Source organism: Paenibacillus donghaensis (genome assembly GCF_002192415.1).
Lineage (GTDB): Bacteria > Bacillota > Bacilli > Paenibacillales > Paenibacillaceae > Paenibacillus_AQ > Paenibacillus_AQ donghaensis.
Genome location: NZ_CP021780.1, coordinates 6,044,977 through 6,063,560, shown reverse-complemented (window position 1 = coordinate 6,063,560; position 18,584 = coordinate 6,044,977). Strand labels below are relative to the sequence as shown.

The 18,584-nt window shown below is 53.0% G+C and carries 14 protein-coding genes; 9 read left to right on the top strand and 5 right to left on the bottom strand.

Going from position 1 to position 18,584, the window contains the following annotated elements; translation table 11 throughout:
* The first annotated feature begins 11 nt into the window (after positions 1 to 11).
* Positions 12 to 1,304, top strand: a complete 1,293-nt coding sequence (locus tag B9T62_RS27485; RefSeq protein ID WP_087918188.1) for a homocysteine synthase — start codon at positions 12 to 14, stop codon at positions 1,302 to 1,304.
* Positions 1,305 to 1,698: 394 nt separating this feature from the next.
* Entirely contained in the window at positions 1,699 to 2,748 is a 1,050-nt protein-coding gene (locus B9T62_RS27480) for a hypothetical protein (protein WP_087918187.1), read from the top strand.
* A gap of 76 nt (positions 2,749 to 2,824) precedes the next feature.
* On the opposite strand, the gene B9T62_RS27475 is transcribed toward B9T62_RS27480, so the two are convergent.
* From B9T62_RS27475 to B9T62_RS27465, 3 genes are all read right to left on the bottom strand, one after another.
* On the bottom strand, positions 2,825 to 3,067 hold the full coding sequence (locus tag B9T62_RS27475; RefSeq protein ID WP_087918186.1) for a hypothetical protein: 243 nt from the start codon (positions 3,065 to 3,067) through the stop codon (positions 2,825 to 2,827).
* Complete coding sequence (locus B9T62_RS27470) at positions 3,060 to 3,317, bottom strand: hypothetical protein (RefSeq protein WP_087918185.1); 258 nt, start codon at positions 3,315 to 3,317, stop codon at positions 3,060 to 3,062. Before B9T62_RS27470 ends, B9T62_RS27475 begins: the two co-directional genes overlap by 8 nt.
* 453 nt (positions 3,318 to 3,770) lie before the next feature.
* The gene (locus B9T62_RS27465) at positions 3,771 to 4,724 is read right to left on the bottom strand and encodes a phosphotransferase (protein ID WP_245864083.1); all 954 of its coding nucleotides are present in this window, start codon (positions 4,722 to 4,724) and stop codon (positions 3,771 to 3,773) included.
* Positions 4,725 to 5,294: 570 nt separating this feature from the next.
* Here B9T62_RS27465 and B9T62_RS27460 point away from each other — a divergent pair.
* The 3 genes from B9T62_RS27460 (at position 5,295) to B9T62_RS27450 (ending at position 8,934) form a co-directional block, all read left to right on the top strand.
* The gene (locus B9T62_RS27460; RefSeq protein ID WP_087918184.1) at positions 5,295 to 7,280 is read left to right on the top strand and encodes a heavy metal translocating P-type ATPase; all 1,986 of its coding nucleotides are present in this window, start codon (positions 5,295 to 5,297) and stop codon (positions 7,278 to 7,280) included.
* A 287-nt stretch (positions 7,281 to 7,567) separates the two neighbouring features.
* Positions 7,568 to 8,509 carry a thioredoxin-disulfide reductase gene (gene trxB, locus B9T62_RS27455; protein WP_087918183.1) on the top strand — a complete coding sequence of 314 codons (942 nt, stop codon included), beginning with the start codon at positions 7,568 to 7,570 and terminating at the stop codon, positions 8,507 to 8,509.
* A gap of 191 nt (positions 8,510 to 8,700) precedes the next feature.
* Positions 8,701 to 8,934, top strand: a complete 234-nt coding sequence (locus B9T62_RS27450; protein ID WP_087918182.1) for a glutaredoxin family protein — start codon at positions 8,701 to 8,703, stop codon at positions 8,932 to 8,934.
* 149 nt (positions 8,935 to 9,083) lie between these two features.
* Here B9T62_RS27450 and B9T62_RS27445 read toward each other — a convergent pair whose 3' ends face one another.
* Together B9T62_RS27445 and B9T62_RS27440 are read right to left on the bottom strand one after the other, a co-directional pair.
* Positions 9,084 to 9,278, bottom strand: a complete 195-nt coding sequence (locus tag B9T62_RS27445) for a hypothetical protein (protein ID WP_087918181.1) — start codon at positions 9,276 to 9,278, stop codon at positions 9,084 to 9,086.
* Positions 9,279 to 9,531: 253 nt separating this feature from the next.
* Positions 9,532 to 10,692 (bottom strand): ROK family transcriptional regulator, encoded by a 1,161-nt coding sequence (locus tag B9T62_RS27440; protein WP_211296359.1) that lies wholly within the window; start codon positions 10,690 to 10,692, stop codon positions 9,532 to 9,534.
* A 478-nt stretch (positions 10,693 to 11,170) separates the two neighbouring features.
* Between B9T62_RS27440 and xylA the strand changes: the two genes are divergently transcribed.
* The 4 genes from xylA to B9T62_RS27420 all read left to right on the top strand — a co-directional run bounded on the left by xylA (position 11,171) and on the right by B9T62_RS27420 (position 18,454).
* Entirely contained in the window at positions 11,171 to 12,487 is a 1,317-nt protein-coding gene (gene xylA / locus B9T62_RS27435) for a xylose isomerase (RefSeq protein WP_087918180.1), read from the top strand.
* 969 nt (positions 12,488 to 13,456) lie between these two features.
* Positions 13,457 to 14,953 carry a xylulokinase gene (gene xylB, locus B9T62_RS27430; RefSeq protein ID WP_087918179.1) on the top strand — a complete coding sequence of 499 codons (1,497 nt, stop codon included), beginning with the start codon at positions 13,457 to 13,459 and terminating at the stop codon, positions 14,951 to 14,953.
* A gap of 157 nt (positions 14,954 to 15,110) precedes the next feature.
* On the top strand, positions 15,111 to 16,898 hold the full coding sequence (locus tag B9T62_RS27425; protein ID WP_087918178.1) for a cache domain-containing sensor histidine kinase: 1,788 nt from the start codon (positions 15,111 to 15,113) through the stop codon (positions 16,896 to 16,898).
* On the top strand, positions 16,895 to 18,454 hold the full coding sequence (locus tag B9T62_RS27420; protein WP_087918177.1) for a response regulator transcription factor: 1,560 nt from the start codon (positions 16,895 to 16,897) through the stop codon (positions 18,452 to 18,454). The genes B9T62_RS27425 and B9T62_RS27420 overlap by 4 nt, the downstream gene beginning before the upstream one ends.
* Positions 18,455 to 18,584 lie beyond the last annotated feature (130 nt).

The window sequence follows — 18,584 nt, the reverse complement described above, 5'->3', positions numbered from 1 at the left end:
AGGAAATACCGATGTCTGAAGACCGCAAACTGTCATTCGAAACCTTAGCTGTACACGCAGGACAAGAGATTGATCCCACCACCTTGGCCCGTGCTGTACCACTGTATCAGACTACCTCTTATGGGTTCCGCGATACCGAGCATGCTGCGAATCTGTTCGCACTCAAGGAATTCGGGAATATTTATACCCGTCTGATGAATCCGACAACTGATGTGTTCGAGCAGCGTCTGGCGGCGCTGGAGGGCGGTGCGGGTGCACTGGCTACGGCCTCCGGGGCAGCGGCAATTTCCTTCTCCATCCTGAACATCGCCGGTGCCGGTGATGAGATTGTCTCCTCTGCAAGCTTATATGGCGGGACATACAATCTGTTCTCCACCACATTGCCGAAGCTGGGCATTAAGGTGCATTTTGTGGACTCGAACAATCCGGAGAACTTCCGTAGCAAGATTAATGACAAGACGAAAGCGATTTACGCGGAAACCATCGGTAATCCGCGCGGCGATGTGCTCGATATCGAAGCCGTAGCAGCGATTGCCCATGAACACGGGCTGCCGCTTATTGTCGATAATACCTTCCCAAGTCCCTACCTGCTGCGTCCAATAGAGCATGGGGCAGACATTGTAGTTCACTCGGCTACCAAGTTTATTGGCGGACACGGAACCTCCATTGGCGGAATTATTGTGGATGGCGGCAAGTTCGATTGGAAGGCGAGCGGCCGGTTCCCTGGTCTGACCGAACCTGATCCAAGTTATCATGGAGTGGTATATACGGAGGCTGTGGGGCCTATTGCTTATATTATCAAAGCGCGTGTCCAGCTGTTGCGTGACCTGGGAGCGGCGATCTCACCATTTAACTCCTGGCTGCTGCTGCAGGGTCTGGAGACCCTTCATCTGCGGCTGGAGCGCCATAGTCAGAATGCATTAAAAGTAGCACAATATCTAGAGAAGCATAACGATGTAGAGTGGGTGAGCTACGCCGGATTGGAGAGTCATCCGTCCTTCGAGCTGGCTCAGAAATATCTGCCCAAAGGCCAGGGGGCGATCCTGACGTTCGGTATCAAAGGCGGAAGTTCTGCGGGGCGCAAGCTGATTGAGAATGTGAAGCTGTTCTCCCATCTGGCGAATGTCGGCGATTCCAAGTCGCTGATCATTCATCCGGCCAGCACTACGCACCAGCAGCTGTCTGATGAAGAACAGACTGCAGCCGGTGTTACGCCGGAGCTGATCCGCTTGTCGGTCGGCACGGAATCCATCGATGATATTCTGTATGACCTGGAGCAGGCGATTGCTGCCAGCCAGCAATAAATAGAACTGCGCTTTCAGTTGAGGGCAAGAGTGGTGCGGACATGGGCATTTGCGGCTAAACAGCCGCAAGTGCCTTTTTGGCGATAGAACGTACCTTTTATTCTAAAGTCCATTTTATATAATAAGGGGATTATAGAACGTGAACTTAAGAATGTTACATACGGAGTTGCCAGGGAAGCCCTATGCATCAGGCTTTCTGGCAACTTCACTACTCCATTCTTAAGTTCATCTTATATAGCTATTAATGACATTACATATATTGTGCACTTTTGGTATCGCTTGCATAATTCGGTGATGTGCTCCGTATCTATAAAGTGAAGCCATATGCCGGTGGCTGATGCAGGTTGCGTTATCACAAGCGGCAGCAATCCAAAGCCAAAAAAGGTGGGTGCAAATGATGAAGGGTGAACGTCAGCAGGACGGCTTGCGGAGCAATGAAGGGCGCCCGTTTATGTATAACGGCGGTGATCGGACTGCAGGTGCAGAGATGAGCCAGTCGGGGTCCGTTGCATCGGCAGCCGCCGAATTCATCACCGGAGCGGTAAGCCAGGAAACACCGCCGCTTAGCCGCACTTATTTCCAGCGGGCGGGTGAGCAGCCTGCTTTTCTGGTGCTGCGTGAAGGGCAGGAGGAGCGTCCGGTGCGGCGTGAGGACGGCGGTGTATTCCGCGCAGGTCCATGCCTGGTTAGGGGCGAGGAGTGGCTTCAGGCACCGGAGCTGTCCGGCCTTTATGAGAGCTGGCTGTTCTGTGAAAACGATTCGCAGGCTGAACGTATATTGCAGCGGATCGGCTACCGCTTGCGCGCGTCCACCGCCGCGCTGCTGGAATCGGCGGACGGCGACTGGGCAGCCGTCACGCTGGTGTATGAGCCGCAGCTGGCGCAGCAGCCGGCTAAGCTGGCCGCGCTGCAGGATGCGCAGCTTGAAGCGCTGTTTGCCGCGGTGGCGCTGAGCCAGCGGCAGGGCGGCGACAGCCGCCTGGATGTGCTGGCGCCTTATCCCGCCAGCGCTGCCGAATTCGCCGCTCAGCGCGAATTCATCGAGGAGGTGGCCGAACAGACGCTCGGCCACGCTTATGCGGCGGCGTGCCGCATCGGGGCGCTGGTCGCCCCCGATGTAAGCACTGCCGCCGCCGGGGAAATCGCGCGCATCGCCGATTTCCTGGTGCTGGACGGCGCAGCAGGCGAAGCTGCGCCGGAAGAGGCCGCCGCCGGCTTCGCGCAGGCGGCGGCGGAGATCCTGGCCGCCGTGCGGCGCGTCAAGCCCGCGGCGGTGGTGCTCGCCGCGGGGGCACCGGCGGCGTCGAGCCTGGCCGATCTGTACCGGATCGGCCTGAGCGGGATCTTCTGCAGCGCCGGTCAGCGGACCGAAGCGCTGCTGCGGGCTGCCTGCCTGACCTGGATGGCCCGGCAGGACGCTGCTCTGGGTACAGTCTCCGGCTGACGACTGTGAATAATAAGGCAGGCGCTGAAGTTCTCGCGCCTGCCTTATTGCGTTGCCGTCCCGTCTGTTCCTGCTACTACGTACTTTCGAACTCCACATTCCCGCCACTGCACCCAATAAAACAAACCTTGCCTCTGAATATAGCAACACCTCTGTAGTGACGCGGATCAGTGGCAAAAAAGCCTTTGATTTCTTCCAGCGCCGTCGTATCACGCAGATCAAAGGCAAAAAGGCCTTTGAATTCGCCCAGCGCCGCCGTGTCACGCAAATATGAGGCAAAAAAGCCTTTGATTTCTTCCAGTGCCGTCGTATCACGCAAATGCAAAAATGCCTTTGAATTCAGTCAGCACTTCCGTAATCGCCAAATCAAAGGCAAAAAAGCCTTTGATTTCTTCCAGCGCCGTCGTATCGCGCAAATCAAAGGCAAAAAAGCCTTTGATTTCTTCCAGCGCCGTCGTATCACGCAGATCAAAGGCAAAAAGGCCTTTGAATTCGCCCAGCGCCGCCGTGTCACGCAAATATGAGGCAAAAATGCCTCTGAATTCGATCAGCGTCCCCGTAATCGCCAAATCAAAGGCAAAAAAGCCTTTGATTTCTATCCCCGCTACCAGCCGCCTTACGCCGGCATCTATAGGGATTTTTGACCGCTAAATTTAAAATACGGGTGGGTTTTACGAATATATAGGGAAAAATATCCACTAAATCCATTAAATTTGAAGTGAAAGAGTTTCTTTCTATGCGATAGGGGTAATTTTTCCCTATAAGTTCGTATGAAAGTGTGTTTACTCCAAACTAACGGTCAATTTTCCCTATAATACCGCAGCTGTCTGAGCTATCGCCGCCGCCCGATCCCCCGCAGTTACCCGCGCCCCCGTATCCCCTAATCGTCCAACAATTACCCGCCACCCGTATCCCCCGATCCCCCACAGTTACCAGTCACACTCACCTACAGCAGCCAGCCCCCGCATCTCTCATTTAGCTACAGCAGTGTTCGTCAACCGTTGCAGCCATGGCAGAGCCTATTATCCGACAGCCATTAGCCATTGTGCCAGAACGGAGGTGTTATCGTTGTAACGTCTGAGGGAGTGGAGGGTAGCGGCTACTTGTTCAGTTCCAAGCTGCTGCTCTTCTTCGCTGGAGCATTCCAGCCATAAAGAGCGCTTCAAGCTATATTCCAGCCAGTCCAGCTTACCCATGAAGCCCAGTGCTAAAGCGGGCTCCCAATCGGGCTGCACATTCCCGCCATTCTCAACATAGCCCGCCATAAAGGCCTTGAATTTCTGCTCGTTCAGGTCCCCGGACTCGTCCTCTGACCAGTATACGGCGGTTTCAATCAATTCCTGTTTGGGATGGATATAGCCTGCGGCCTCCCAGTCAATGACAAGGGGCTGATCGTCATTCCACAGCACATTTTTGGGGTCGAGATCCCGATGGCTGAGGACCATTCCGGTTGCCAGGAGCTGTGCAGCACGGCTAGCCTTAGCGTTCCACTCGTACAGCTGTCCGCTGGCTTCTTCCATAAGAGTAGACCACACAGCCTGTTGCTCCCATCCTTTCTGCACATAAGCTGTCCAATCGCTCAGCTCTGCCTTGGTCGGTTCAGGGGTGCTACATTCCAGGCCGGAGAAATCCATCTGGTGAATATCGGCCAGAATTGCGCCCATCCTGTGACAGTGGCTTAGCTTGATATGCGGGGCCTTCAGGCTCTGACCATCAGCCCAATAATCGAACACAAGATAATATTGCCCGCCAATTTCATGCATGAAGCGGCCATGCCATTCTTTGGCTGGAAGGGCTGGGATTTGCTGCGCCGCTGCCTTGGCAATCTGCTCGGATTGGATATAATTGCACATGGCATCCGGCCTTTGCATAATTTGCGGATTCAGAGCTTTGATTGCATAGGTACCAGTGGTGGTTTCGACCCTATACATCTGGTGCAGCAAGCCGCCGGAGACCACGCGGGGGGCTTTAATCATTTCGCCCAGCCCGGTAAGTGTGCATAGTTGTTAGAACTGCAGGTTGTACTGAATAACAATCATTCCTTTTTGGTTTGATATAGAACGTCAACTCTAGAAATTTGCCTTGTTACTAATTCCCATATCAATGTGGAATATCCTTCCTAATTAGGCTCAAAACCAAAATCAGCAGTTCACCACTTGTGAAGAAGCGGTGGAGTTGTCCGAAAGCTTGCTGCATAGGGCTTACCCGGACAACTCCGAATATAACATTCTTAAGTTCACGTTCTATAGGTTGAAATGGGTCGCTCTGTTCGTTTTTCAAACTTAGGCTCGGCTCAGGGTTTACTTTTCAGCAAAAGGTGGTATATTAAATTTATAAGTTGCACTGAGGAAATAAATTTGCACAATAGAAACAATGATTATCATTCTCATTGCCCATATCGACTTCAACATGCTGTCCCGGCTAAGCCGGGGCAGCATGTGCCATTTTAGGGGCTTTAATAATGGCTCTCATTCTCATTGGACCCACAGGGCTGCCATCTGGCCGCATCGCAACGCTACACAATTCTTCAGAAAAAGGTGATTCTTATGCAAGCAACAACGAAACAATTACGCCAGCACGCAGAACGTTCAGGAAGCGCACAGCAGCAGCCGCGCGCGCCGAAGCCGCGCAGATTCGATCCGCGTGCCATGATCAGCAATTCAGAGATGCAGGCAGCGCTGGGCAGCGGTGTGCTTATGCTTGTCGCCTGGGCAACAGGCAGCTGGTCAGAAATGCTGTCCGTGGCGATCTATGTATTGTCTTATGCCGTAGGAGGCTGGAGCAAGGCCAAGGAAGGTGTGGAGACGCTGGTCAAGGAGCGCGACCTGGACGTCAATCTGCTGATGATTGCCGCCGCGCTTGGCGCTGCTTCGATTGGCTACTGGAATGAAGGCGCGCTGCTGATTTTTATCTTTGCGATGAGCGGTGCGCTGGAGAGCTATACAATGGAACGCAGCAAAAAGGATATTTCCTCTCTGCTCGCCCTGAAACCGGCGACTGCCGTCCGGATCGAGCAGGGGGCGATGAACGAAGTCGGGATTGACCAGCTAGTGCTTGGGGACCTGCTGCTGGTCCGTCCGGGCGAGCTGATTCCGGCTGACGGCAAGGTGTGCCGGGGAGAATCGGCGGTAGATCAGGCTTCCATTACCGGCGAATCGCTGCCGGTGGAGAAGTCCGTTGGCAGCGAAGTGTTTGCCGGTACGGTCAACGGGGAGGGCCCGCTGTACATTGAAGTTACCAAAGCCGCTGAGAATACGCTTTTTGCCAAAATCATTAAAATGGTCGAAGAAGCTGAAACCGAAGTACCCGAATCGCAGCGGTTTATTAAACGGCTGGAATCGATATATGCCCGTGTCGTGGTAGGGGCGACAGCACTGCTGATTCTGCTTCCCCCGTTCCTGCTTGACTGGAGCTGGAGCAATACCTTCTACAAGGCAATGGTCTTTCTTGTGGTAGCTTCCCCTTGCGCACTGGTGTCTTCGATTATGCCTGCGATGCTGTCCGCTATTTCCAAAAGCGCACGCAAAGGCATCCTCTTCAAAGGTGGAGTCCATCTGGAGAATATGGCGCGCACGAAAGTGGTGGCTTTTGACAAGACCGGAACACTTACCGAAGGAATTCCACAAGTTACTGACTTCATCGCCAGCGCTGGATACGACCGTGACGAACTGTTATCCATCAGTGCTTCGATTGAGAATCTGTCACGCCATCCGCTGGCAGAGGCCATTGTGCGCAAGGCCGAGGAAGAATACCTGGAGCTGCAGGGCGTGCAGGAGAGCAAATCGCTGACTGGCTGGGGGATTGAAGGGCGAATTGACGGGCGGCTGTGGAGCATCGGCAAATCCAATCTGCTGGACGGGAATGATCAGTGGACCGGACCGGAAGCAGCAGGCAGCAACAGTCTGGACTACTGGCGCTCGCTGCGCGGACAGCTGGAGAGCGAAGGCAAGACCGTCTCTGTCATTATGGACGGTGAGAAGATTGCCGGAATGATTGCGCTGCAGGATACCTTGCGTCCGCAAGCCGAAGCGGCGGTGCGCAAGCTGCAGAATCTGGGCATCAAAGTAGCGATGCTGACGGGCGACCGTGCTGCCACTGCTGCCGTCATGGCCAGAAGAACAGGCGTGGATCTGGTGTTTGCCGATCTTTTGCCTGAAGATAAGGTATCCCATGTCAAAACATTGCGGGAGCAGTACGGCCATGTTGTCATGGTAGGCGATGGCGTCAATGATGCCCCGGCGCTGGCGACGGCCACCGTAGGGATGGGCATGGGGATGAAGGGCAGCGGCGCAGCGCTGGAGATCGCTGATGTAGTGCTGATGAACGACAATATTGAGGAGATTGCCGCGACGATTTCCCTTGCCCGCCGTTCGCAGCGGATTGTGAAGCAGAATATGATTTTTGCCGTCACCGTCATTGCTGCGCTGATGATCAGCAATTTCGTGCAGGGCATCGCGCTCCCGTTTGGTGTGGTAGGGCATGAGGGCAGCACCATTCTGGTTATTCTGAACGGACTGCGTCTGTTGCGCTAGAACAATGGAACCTGTCTGCTCCTGGGCAAAAGATTTCTGACTATAGAACGTGAACTTAAGAATGTTACCTACGGGTTTCCAGGAAGCCTGAGCATCAGGCCTTCTTGAAACTCCACTACTCTATTCATAAGTTCATCTTATATAATTAAATTGTTCACAAAATAGTTTCTCTACAGGCGCTCTGGCATATTGACAACTGATGGTTCTGTAATCATAATTGGTATTACATTATAATTATTTTAAATAAGAACCGGCGTCACTGCCGTCAGCTCAAGGAGGATACATTTATGTATAAGTCTATTATTGTGGGCACCGGCCCAGCCGGGTTGACCGCTGCAATTTATTTGGCCCGTGCCAATCTGAACCCGCTCGTGATCGAAGGGCTTCAGCCGGGAGGCCAGCTGACCACCACTACGGAAGTGGAGAACTTCCCGGGGTTCCCGGACGGAATTATGGGTCCTGAGCTTATGGACAATATGCGCAAGCAGGCTGAACGGTTTGGCGCCGAATTCCGCTCCGGCTGGGTGAACAGCGTGGAGATGGGCGAACGCCCTTTTAAATTGAACGTTGAAGGGTTGGGTGTGCTGGAGACAGACACTTTGATCATTTCCACAGGCGCTACGGCTAAATATCTGGGTATTCCCGGTGAACAGGATAACGTGGGCCGCGGAGTCAGCACCTGTGCCACCTGTGACGGATTCTTCTTCCGCGGCAAAGAGATTGTTGTCGTTGGCGGCGGCGATTCGGCGCTGGAAGAAGCGGGATTCCTGACCCGTTTTGCCTCCAAGGTAACACTGGTGCACAGAAGAGGCGAATTGCGTGCCTCGAAGATTATGCAGGACCGTGTCCGTGCCAATCCTAAGGTAGTATGGGCATTAGACCGCACCCCGCTGGAAGTAACCTCCGGTGATCATGGCGTGAACGGACTGAAGGTACTGAACAATGAGACCGGGGAAGAGGAAGTCATTGAAGCCAGCGGCGTGTTCGTGGCGATTGGCCATCATCCGAATACTTCTTTCCTGGGCGGACAGCTTACTACCGATGCGAATGGGTATATCGTAAGCAATCCGGGAACCTCCGAAACCAACATCCCCGGCGTATTCGCCTGTGGTGATGTGCAGGATACCCGTTACAGACAAGCAATTACGGCAGCAGGCAGCGGCTGTATGGCCGCGATGGATGCCGAGAAATATATTGAGAGCCTGGAGCACAGCGCAGTAATTGTGTAAAATGGTTGTACGAAGTATCTCAACGAAGCTTAAGCTCACAAAACTGGGCGTATGCTTTCGAAGTGAGTTTTGTACGAAGTGATGCAAGGAAGTTAAGCTCACAAAACTGAGCGTATGCTTTCGAAGTAAGTTTTGTACGAAGTATCTCAACGAAGCCTAGGCTCACAAAACTTTTTAGGAGGAATCATATCATGGACAACGTTATTGTATACACTTCAACTAACTGCCCGCACTGCCGCCAGGTCAAGAGCTACCTGGGTGATAAGGGTGTAGCCTATGAGGAACGCAACATTGAGCAGAATGATGATTTTGCCCAGCAGGTATGGGATATGGGGCTGCGCGCAGTGCCCGTAACCGTAATCGGCGAACACAAGATTGTCGGCATGAACAAAACCAAGTTTGAAAAAGTACTGGCTGCAGAATAAGTGGCGGAATAAACAGTAACCCAAAAACCAGCAAGTCCCCTGTATAGGAGACTTGCTGGTTTTTGGTCGTCTGGGCGGTCTGGAAGGCTAGCGCGCGTGTAACGAAGCCGGATGAAATTGCTATTATGCGAGGAGTAATTCACTCAGAATCAGGTAAAGGCAATGATCAGCTGAAAAATAATGTAAACGGCTATCCCGCCGCCGATCAACAGCAGTCCCGATTGTCTTCTCGACTGAAACAGCCGGAGCACTCCAAGACTGACCAGAGGGGCAATCACAAGCAGAAACAGCAGAACGGTAATAAACATGTGTGCCGACAGACCTGAGGTGTCCACATATGTCATGGATTAGCGCTCCATTTCTGATGGAATTACGATGCATTAAGTTCAAAATATAAGAATTTATTTGCGTTGCGCTATAAATTATCCTTCTATTTCTCGCAGAAACGTCCCCGTCCATATAAAAGGACAGCGAAGGCGTTTCCACTTGAAATATAAGAAATTATATGTTCTGCACTATTATTTATCCTTCTATTTTTCGCAGAAACGGATGCCGCCTCTTGCAGAGGACGGCGAAGCCGTTTCTTCTTATCTTATATTACAGAGTTACGCGAATATGTCCCAGAAAATGCATAACCGCTGAGAAACCGGCTCCAATTACCGTTCCCCGGCTGCCGAGCTTCGAGAATGTAATTTCGAGCTCTTGCTTATGATAGGGCAGCGTGCGCTTCGCCACCACGCTGCGCAGTGGCTCGCCCAGCCAGGCTTCCGCCTCCGACAAAGCGCCGCCAATCACGATCAGCTGCGGGTTGAAGCTGTTGATCAGATTGGTAACGCCAATGCCGAGATATTCACCCATTGTGTTGAAATGGCTTAAGGTATTAGGCTCTCCGGCTGCGGCATGGGCTACCAGCTCAGGGGTGGTGCGGGCGGGCAGAGGGAGGGCAGGGGTGTCGTAGGTCTTCTCTGAAGCATAGAGCTCCCAACAGCCCTGGCTGCCGCAGCTGCAGGGCTTGCCTTCGGCTTCGATCGACATATGGCCGGTTTCACCGGCATAGCCGCGTGCGCCTTTGTACAGCTCGCCTTCGATGATAATGCCAGAGCCGATACCGGAGCCTGCGCTGACATAGAGCAGGTGGCGCACATCCCGCGCCGCGCCGAAGTTCAGCTCGCCGAGGGCCCCGGCATTGGCTTCATTATCAATCGTTACCGGCACGGCGAATTCGGCTTCCAGCAAAGCCCGCAGGTCGACGGTTTCCCAGCCCAGATTGGGTGCGAACAACACCACCCCATGTTCGTCGACCATCCCCGGAACCCCGACTCCGATCCCGACAATGCCATAAGGCGTGGCCGGAGCGGCAGCAATCAGCGCCGAGATAAGCTTAGTCATCGCTTCCAGAACATAAGGCAGCTGATGCGATTCCAGCGAGCATTCCTGCTCCTGGAGAATCCGGCCACCCAGATCGCAGAGCACGGCGGTCAGCTGCTTCACCCTCAGCTCCACGCCGATGACACTTCCCGCCATGGCGTTGAAATGCAGAATCAAGGGCTTGCGTCCGCCACTGGATTCACCTGGCCCGGCTTCGGTCACCAGCTCCTGAGCGCACAGCTCAGCGACTAGATTCGATACGGTTGCTTTATTCAGTCCGGTCATCTCAGAGACCTTGGCGCGGGAGAGCGGCGAATATTTGCGGATGGTATGAAGAATGATCGATTTGTTGATTTTTTTGACCAGCGCCTGGTCTCCGGTAACCCTCACTATTGTACACTTCCTTCTTAAAAGATAAGAATTTATTTGCTTTGCGCTATAAATAATCCTTCTATTTCTCGCTGAAACGGATACCGTCCCTTTGAGGACAGCGCAGCCGTTTCCACTTGGTAAACGTTCACATGGATTACTTGCTATATAAGATGAACTTAAGAATGGAGTAGTGGAGTTTCCAGAAAGCCTGATGCATAGCACTTCCTGGAAACTCCGTATGTCACATTCTTAAGTTCACGTTCTATAGTCTAGAGTGATGTGCGGCAAATTGCAACAGTTTTGCTCTGCACTTGCTGCTGCGCTTCCGTATTCGTCGGGCGAATAAAGCGGAGGTCCAGGAGGGAACGTATGGAAAACACACTTAAATAAATACTGAATAAAAACTTTGTTTAACCAATATACAAAGTCGAAAAGATGTGTTAAGATGTTGCTGTAAACGCTTGCGGGCGCAGCACAATATGAGGAGGATTAACTAATGGCTTATTTCGAAACTGTGAACAAAATCTCTTACGAGGGCAGCCGTTCCACTAACCCTTATGCTTTTAAATTCTACAATCCGAAAGAAATCGTAGCCGGCAAAACGATGGAAGAGCATCTGAAATTTGCAATGGCTTATTGGCATACATTGATTGCAGGCGGTTCTGATCCGTTTGGTGCGGAAACAGCTGTTCGTTCGTGGGATAAATTGAGCGGACTGGACAAGGCTAAGGCACGCGCTGAAGCGGCTTTTGAATTTATGGACAAAATGGATCTGCCATACTTCTGCTTCCATGATGTTGATATTGCACCTGAAGGCTCTTCCTTGCGCGAGTTCTACAGCAACATTGACACTATCGTAGACATTCTGGAGCAGGGCATGAAATCGTCCGGCAAAAAATTGCTCTGGAACACCGCCAACATGTTCACCAACCCGCGTTATATGCACGGCGCAGGCTCCACCTGCAATGCTGATGTGTTCGCACATGCTGCTGCACAGGTGAAGAAGGGTCTGGAAGTGGGCAAACGTCTGGGCGCGCAGAACTATGTATTCTGGGGAGGCCGTGAAGGCTACGAAACCCTGCTGAATACGGATCTGGGTCTAGAGCTGGACAACATTGCCCGCCTGTTCACGCTGGCTGTGGACTATGCGAAGGAAATCGGCTTCGATGCTCAATTCCTGATCGAGCCTAAACCGAAAGAGCCTACGAAACATCAATATGATTTCGATGCGGCAACCACCATTTCGTTCCTGCAGAAGTACGGCTTGGATAAGCACTTCAAGCTCAACCTTGAAGCCAACCATGCTACACTTGCCGGCCATACCTTTGAGCATGAGCTGCGCGTAGCACGGATCAACGGTATGCTGGGCTCGCTGGATGCCAACCAGGGCGATCCGCAACTGGGCTGGGATACCGATGAATTCCCGGTTAATATCTACGATGCGACTCTTACGCTGTACGAAGTATTGAAGAACGATGGACTGGGCAAAGGCGGCATCAACTTCGACGCCAAGGTACGCCGTCCTTCCTTCGAGCCTGAGGATCTGTTCCTGGGACATATCGCCGGCATGGACACTTATGCCAAAGGCCTCAAGGTAGCTGCCAAGCTGATCGAAGACCGCGTATTCGAGGACTTCATCGACAAACGCTACAGCAGCTTCACTGAAGGCGTAGGCGCAGACATCGTATCCGGCAAAGCTACGCTGGCTTCCCTTGCCGAATATGCGCTGAGCAACGAGAATCCGCGTGCGAACCAATCCGGCCGTCAAGAGTACCTGAGAGCGGTCCTGAACCAATACATTTTGGCTGAGTAGTACAATGGCAAGTCGGGCAGGTCCACACTCTGGACCTTGAACCGCAAGTATCCAAACGCAACGGGGGTTGCTGAAGAGAGCATTCTTCGGCAGCCCCTTTTTATGCTCACAGACGATAGTGCTGCCATCAAAGACTCAATTCGTTACTGCTAAGGACCCTGCGAGGCAATAGAGGGTTAATCGAGAACCGGCTGCGGATGCAGCTGGCTTGTCTTAACATGGACACTCTAAGCAACTGAGAAGCGTTCTAAGGAATTAGATGCAAAAGTGCATCTAAATTTAGCTGAAATTACTGTTATTGGGCAAATAAGTACGAATCTGGTTACTGCTTAGGTCCACTGAGGATGTGAATGCTGCACTAGATCCTTTCAAAGAAATTAGATGCGAAAACGCACTTAATTTCAACGAAAACGGCTGTTAGAAGGTAAATAAGTGCGAATATGCAACTAATTACGAGTAAATTGCTTGTTCAGCGCTCAGAATCGGAAATTAAGTGCATTATGGCACTTATTTGCTTCAAAATGGGAAAAATCGGTGAATTAGATGCAGATTCGCAACAAATTCCGTGATTGGACTGATGTGGCGATCAAAATTTGATGCTCCTTTCCTATGGGGTCCTAAGTAGTAACCGAATCTGCAACTATTTCCGAGTAAATCGCTGTTTCACAGTTGAGAATCCTAGATTAGCTGCGTTCTCGCACTTATTTGTTCTAAAACGGAAAAAAACGGTAAAACAAATGTAGATTCGCAACTAATTTGGTCCATTGCTCGGACTTATGGGGCGATCAGAAGTTAGTTCTATGAAGCGTAAGCTTCACAAAACTTAAGCCTATGCTTACGAAGTGAATTTTGTACGAAGTGATGCAAGGAAGCTATGCTCACAAAACTTAAGCCTATGCTTACGAAGTGAGTTTTGTACGAAGCCATTTTAAAGAAGTCTTTGCTCACAAAACTTTTAGGAGGACTACTATGAACTATGTAATCGGTGTCGATCTGGGAACAAGCGCTGTAAAAACCGTGCTGGTGGACCAGCAGGGAAAGGTGGCTTTTGAGCACTCGGAGGCGTATCCGCTGAGCAGACCACAGCCCAGCTGGAGCGAGCAGGATCCGGAGGATTGGGTCAAGGGCACGCTGGTCAGCCTGCGCCGCCTGATGGAGCAGTCGGGCGTGGACCCGGCGCAAGTGGACGGAATCAGCTTCTCGGGGCAGATGCATGGCCTGGTGCTGGTGGACAAGGACGGCCAGGCGCTGCGTCCGGCGATCCTCTGGAATGACACCCGCACCACAGCTCAATGCCGTAGAATTGAGCAGACGCTTGGCACGGAGCTGCTGGAGATCGCCCGCAACCGCGCGCTGGAAGGCTTCACGTTGCCCAAGCTGCTGTGGGTGCAGGAGCATGAGCCTGAGGTGCTGGACCAGGCCAGTCTGTTCCTGCTGCCCAAGGATTATGTGCGGTTCCGCCTGACCGGCGATTACGCCATGGACTATTCTGACGCTGCCGGCACACTGCTGCTGGATGTCGCTTCCAAAGAGTGGAGCGTGACCATCGCAGAAGCCTTCGGCTTGCCGCTGTCCTTGTGCCCGCGGCTGGTGGAGTCCTTCGAGCAGACCGGCACGCTGCTGCCGGAGATCGCTTTGACTTCAGGCCTGCTGACCTCGACGAAGGTGTATGCCGGCGGAGCGGACAATGCCTGCGGAGCGTTGGGAGCAGGCATCCTGGGTGAAGGCCGGACCATGTGCAGCATTGGCACCTCCGGCGTTGTACTGTCTTACGAGACGAACAAGGATCTTAACCTGGAAGGCAAGGTGCATTTCTTCAATCATGGCGAGAAGGACGCCTACTATATAATGGGAGTTACCCTGGCGGCAGGATACAGCTTGACCTGGTTCAAGGATACGTTTGCCGCAGATCGCAGCTTCGAGCAGCTGCTGGAAGGCGTAGGTGCAATCCCGGCCGGCAGCGGCGGCCTGCTGTTCACCCCGTACATCGTTGGCGAACGCACGCCGCACCCGGATGCGAATATCCGCGGCAGCTTCATCGGCATGGATTCCGGGCATACATTGTCCCATTTCACACACGCTGTCATGGAAGGAATCACTTTCTCCCTGCGTGAATCCATTGAGATTGTACGCGAATCGGGCAAGGCCATTACCGAAGTCATCGCCATCGGCGGCGGTGCCAAGAATGAGGTCTGGCTGCAGATGCAGGCTGATATTTTTAATGCCTCGATCATCAAGCTGGAAAGTGAGCAAGGTCCCGCCCTGGGCGCAGCCATGCTGGCGGCTTACGGCAGCGGCTGGTTTGCTTCGCTGGGCGAGTGTGCAGATGCCTTCATCCGTCAGGCCGAAGTCTATACGCCGAATCCGCAGCAGGCCGCCATTTATAATGGACTGTTTGACCTGTATCAGCAGGTATACACGCAGACCCGGGAATTAAACAATAAGCTGGTGGAGTACCGCAACTAAGCTGCAGAACCGCAGGGCCTCTTCCCGTAGTCAGCCTTTCGCTTATGGCGGAGGGCTTTTGTTGCCGTTTTCATGGTTCTTCTGTAATGTATAGGGTACCCTGCCAGGCATGGACTGTCTGTGCAGAAGACAGAGAAGAAAATTGGGGGCGAAGTCCATGTTTCAATGGTTCGTCATGCGGCTGAATGATATTAAGATCCGCAACAAGCTGCTGCTTGCTTTTCTATTGATCACCCTGCTGCCGGTTCTGCTGGTTGGGGGGTATCTTACGATCAATATGAGGGCGATGGCGTTCGAGAATGCGCTGGAGCAGGCCTCCACCAACGTAGAGCGGGTCCGCAAAAGAACAGAGGAGGTCATCGGCGTCTCCCAGGACATCGCCCTGCGACTGAGCAATGATACCCGGCTCAAACGTCTGGCGATCCATCAATATGAGAGTGTCTATGATGTGGTGGAAGCTTACCGGGAATACCCGGATATGCAGGAATACCTCAGACTATACAAGGAAATCTCTAACATCCGTCTCTACATTGACAATATTACCCTGCTTAACAACTGGGAGCTGATCAATCCGACCCCTGCGATTCTGGGCAGTGAATGGTATCAGCGGGCACAGCGTTACGTAAGTATGATTGGCTGGGAATATATTGAGGATGAGCGGGACCACCGGCGTTATTTAAGTCTAGTGCGCAAAATTGAGCTGGAAGGCCTCAACAATACCGGTGTGCTTGTGATCAATGTCAGCAGCGGCCAGTTGAATTCAATCCTTGCCCAGGAGACTTTTGACACGATGATTGTCGATGACCAGAACAATATCGTCTCCGCCAACCGCCGGGAACGGACAGGCAAGACACTTGGGGACATCTCTTTTGACACCCAACTGCTCGGGCAGGGAAGCGGAAGTTATGAGGCCGTGATTGACGGCGAGCCCTCGAAGATTGTTATTGAGGAGCTAAACCCGTCGAACAGCAGGAATGCGCTGCGGATCATCTCTATTTTTAGCATAGAAAGTATTGTAAAAGAGCCCAACCGGATCATTGGCTTAGCGCTGACTGTAATTGCGGTGAGCGTTGTGCTGGCCTTTTTGCTGGTCTACAGCTTCTCTTCCTTATTCTCCCGGCGCCTGCTTCGGCTCAGCAAGCATATCAACAAGGTGGCCACCGGCGATTTCGACATAACCCTGCAGATTGACGGCAAGGACGAGATAGGCCTCTTGGCCAGACAGTTTAACTCCATGGTGCGGAGCATCAACGATCTGATGGTGGAAGTGCAGCAATCCAATGAGCAGAACAGCAGACTGGAGCAGAAGCAGAGTGATATCCGCTTCAAAATGCTGGCGAGCCAGATTAATCCCCACTTCCTGTTCAATGCGCTGGAATCGATCCGCATGGAGGCCCATATGAAGGGGCAGGTAGAGATTGCCCGGGTGGTGCGGCTGCTCGGCAAAATGATGCGCAGCAGTCTTGAGGTAGGCAGAAGTAAGATCTCCTTGAAGGAGGAGCTGGAAATGGTCCGTTGTTATCTGGATATTCAGCAATTCCGCTACGAGGAAAGACTCAAATATCAATTCATTGTCGATCCGGCCATCGAGACGCTCTATATGCCGCCTCTGATTGTTCAGCCGTTGGTGGAGAATGCGGTAATTCATGGGCTGGACAACAACATGGAGGGAGCTTTTGTCACCGTGGGTATTCTGAAGGTTGGCGATGAGGCCAGATTTACAATCACCGATAACGGGGTGGGGATCACCCCGGAGCGGCTGGAGCATGTGCGCAGAACGCTGGAGACCCAGGAAGAGCAGGAGGGTGAGCGGATAGGATTGCGCAATGTGCATGACCGGCTGAAACTATCCTATGGGGAAGAGTATGGGTTAACCATAACCAGCCGTCCCGGTGAAGGGACGGTGATCCTCTTCTGCATCCCTCTGGAGGAGATGACTTTATGATTAAAGTGCTGATTGTTGATGACGAGCCGAAACTGCGGGAAGGGCTGCGGAGCCTGATCCCCTGGGAAGAACATGGATATACAGTAGTAGCGACGGCGGCCAATGGCCTGCAGGCTCTGGAGAAATATCATACCCATCACCCGGAGCTGATGGTGGTGGACATCCGCATGCCGGGTATGGATGGGCTGGAGCTGATTGGTGAGCTGCGCAAGGAGGATTCGGCCTGCCATGTGCTGATTCTGAGCGGACATGCCGATTTCGAATATGCCAAGCAGGCGATTACGTACCGGATCGATGGCTATTTGCTGAAGCCAGTGGATGAAGAGGAGATGATCCAGTATCTGAACCAGGTGCGGGAGGCCATTCTCCAGGAGAACCGCTTCAGCCGCTGGAATGAAGAGGAGCCGGCCCGCACCCGGGAGACGCTGCTGCGCTCCCTGCTGCAACCGGGCAATACGGAGGGAGATCCGGCAGATGAAGGGAACGATCCGGCCAAATATGCAGCTGCGCTTGGACTTCCACCCGGCAGCTATGAGATTGTGCTGATCGAGCTAATGGAGCCGCTGCAGGCTGACGAGGAGCGTACGCTTCGAATCAGAGCCGCAGTGGAGCATTATTTCGGCAGCGACGAGGACCGGATCTTCTTCACACTGTCACCGTATCTGGGTCTGCTGCTCGGCACCCCGCTGCAGGATTCAGCCAGCCGGGAGGCCTTGTACAAGGAGCTGGCCGGTCTAATCCGCCAGGACGGGTATGATTTCCGGGCAGCGGCCGGCGGCGCTGTACCGCAGCCGGAAGCGGCGGCAGCGTCTGCGGATCAGGCGCGGGAGCTGCTGCGGGAGGCGTTTTTTCTGCGCAAGGAGCAGCTGCTCAGCGCGGATTCGGTGCAGGTGTACAGCGGCGCTGCTGAAACGGAGTACGCGGAGGGGCCGGATGCGGAGAACCGGCTGCAACTGGCGGTGGAGACTGGAAGCAGCTCGGCGATTGAGCCGCTGGTGATGCAGATCTGCCGGGAACTAATCACGGCCGGAAGTGACGAACTGCGGATCAAAGAGACCTTTGTGCGGATTCTCAGCACCGTGCTAGCCCGCCTGGAGCCGTCCTATCCTGTTATCCGGGCCTACGCGGCCGAGAAATCACCGCCAATCAGCGAATTGTACCACAGCCGGAACCTGAGCGATTTGCAGAGCCAGGCCACAGCTTTTCTGAATGAAATTGCCGGTCTGGTCTCCGGTGGCGGTCGGGGCAACGAGGTCAAGAAGATCATGGAGCTGATCCAGCGCCGGTATAATGAGAACCTGAAGCTGGAAACCCTGTCAGAGCTGTTCAATTACAACAGCGCCTATCTGGGCAAAATGTTCAAGAATACCACCGGCGAATACTTCAACACTTATGTGGATAAAGTGCGGATCGAGAAGGCCAAGCAATTTCTGGCCCAGGGCATGAAGGTCTATGAAGTCGCGGAGAAGGTGGGTTACATGAATCCGGATTATTTCAACGCCAAGTTCCGCAAATACGTCGGGATTTCGCCATCGGCTTACCGGAAGAATAACTGAGTCTGAGTGAGTAGATTGCCGCTAAAGCATGTTATCGGTTGGCAGCAGGCCAGCATAATTGCGTCTGAGCACAGCTTTTCTGTGCTCAGACGTTTTTTTTACAGCTCAGCATGTCTAAGCTTGAAATAAA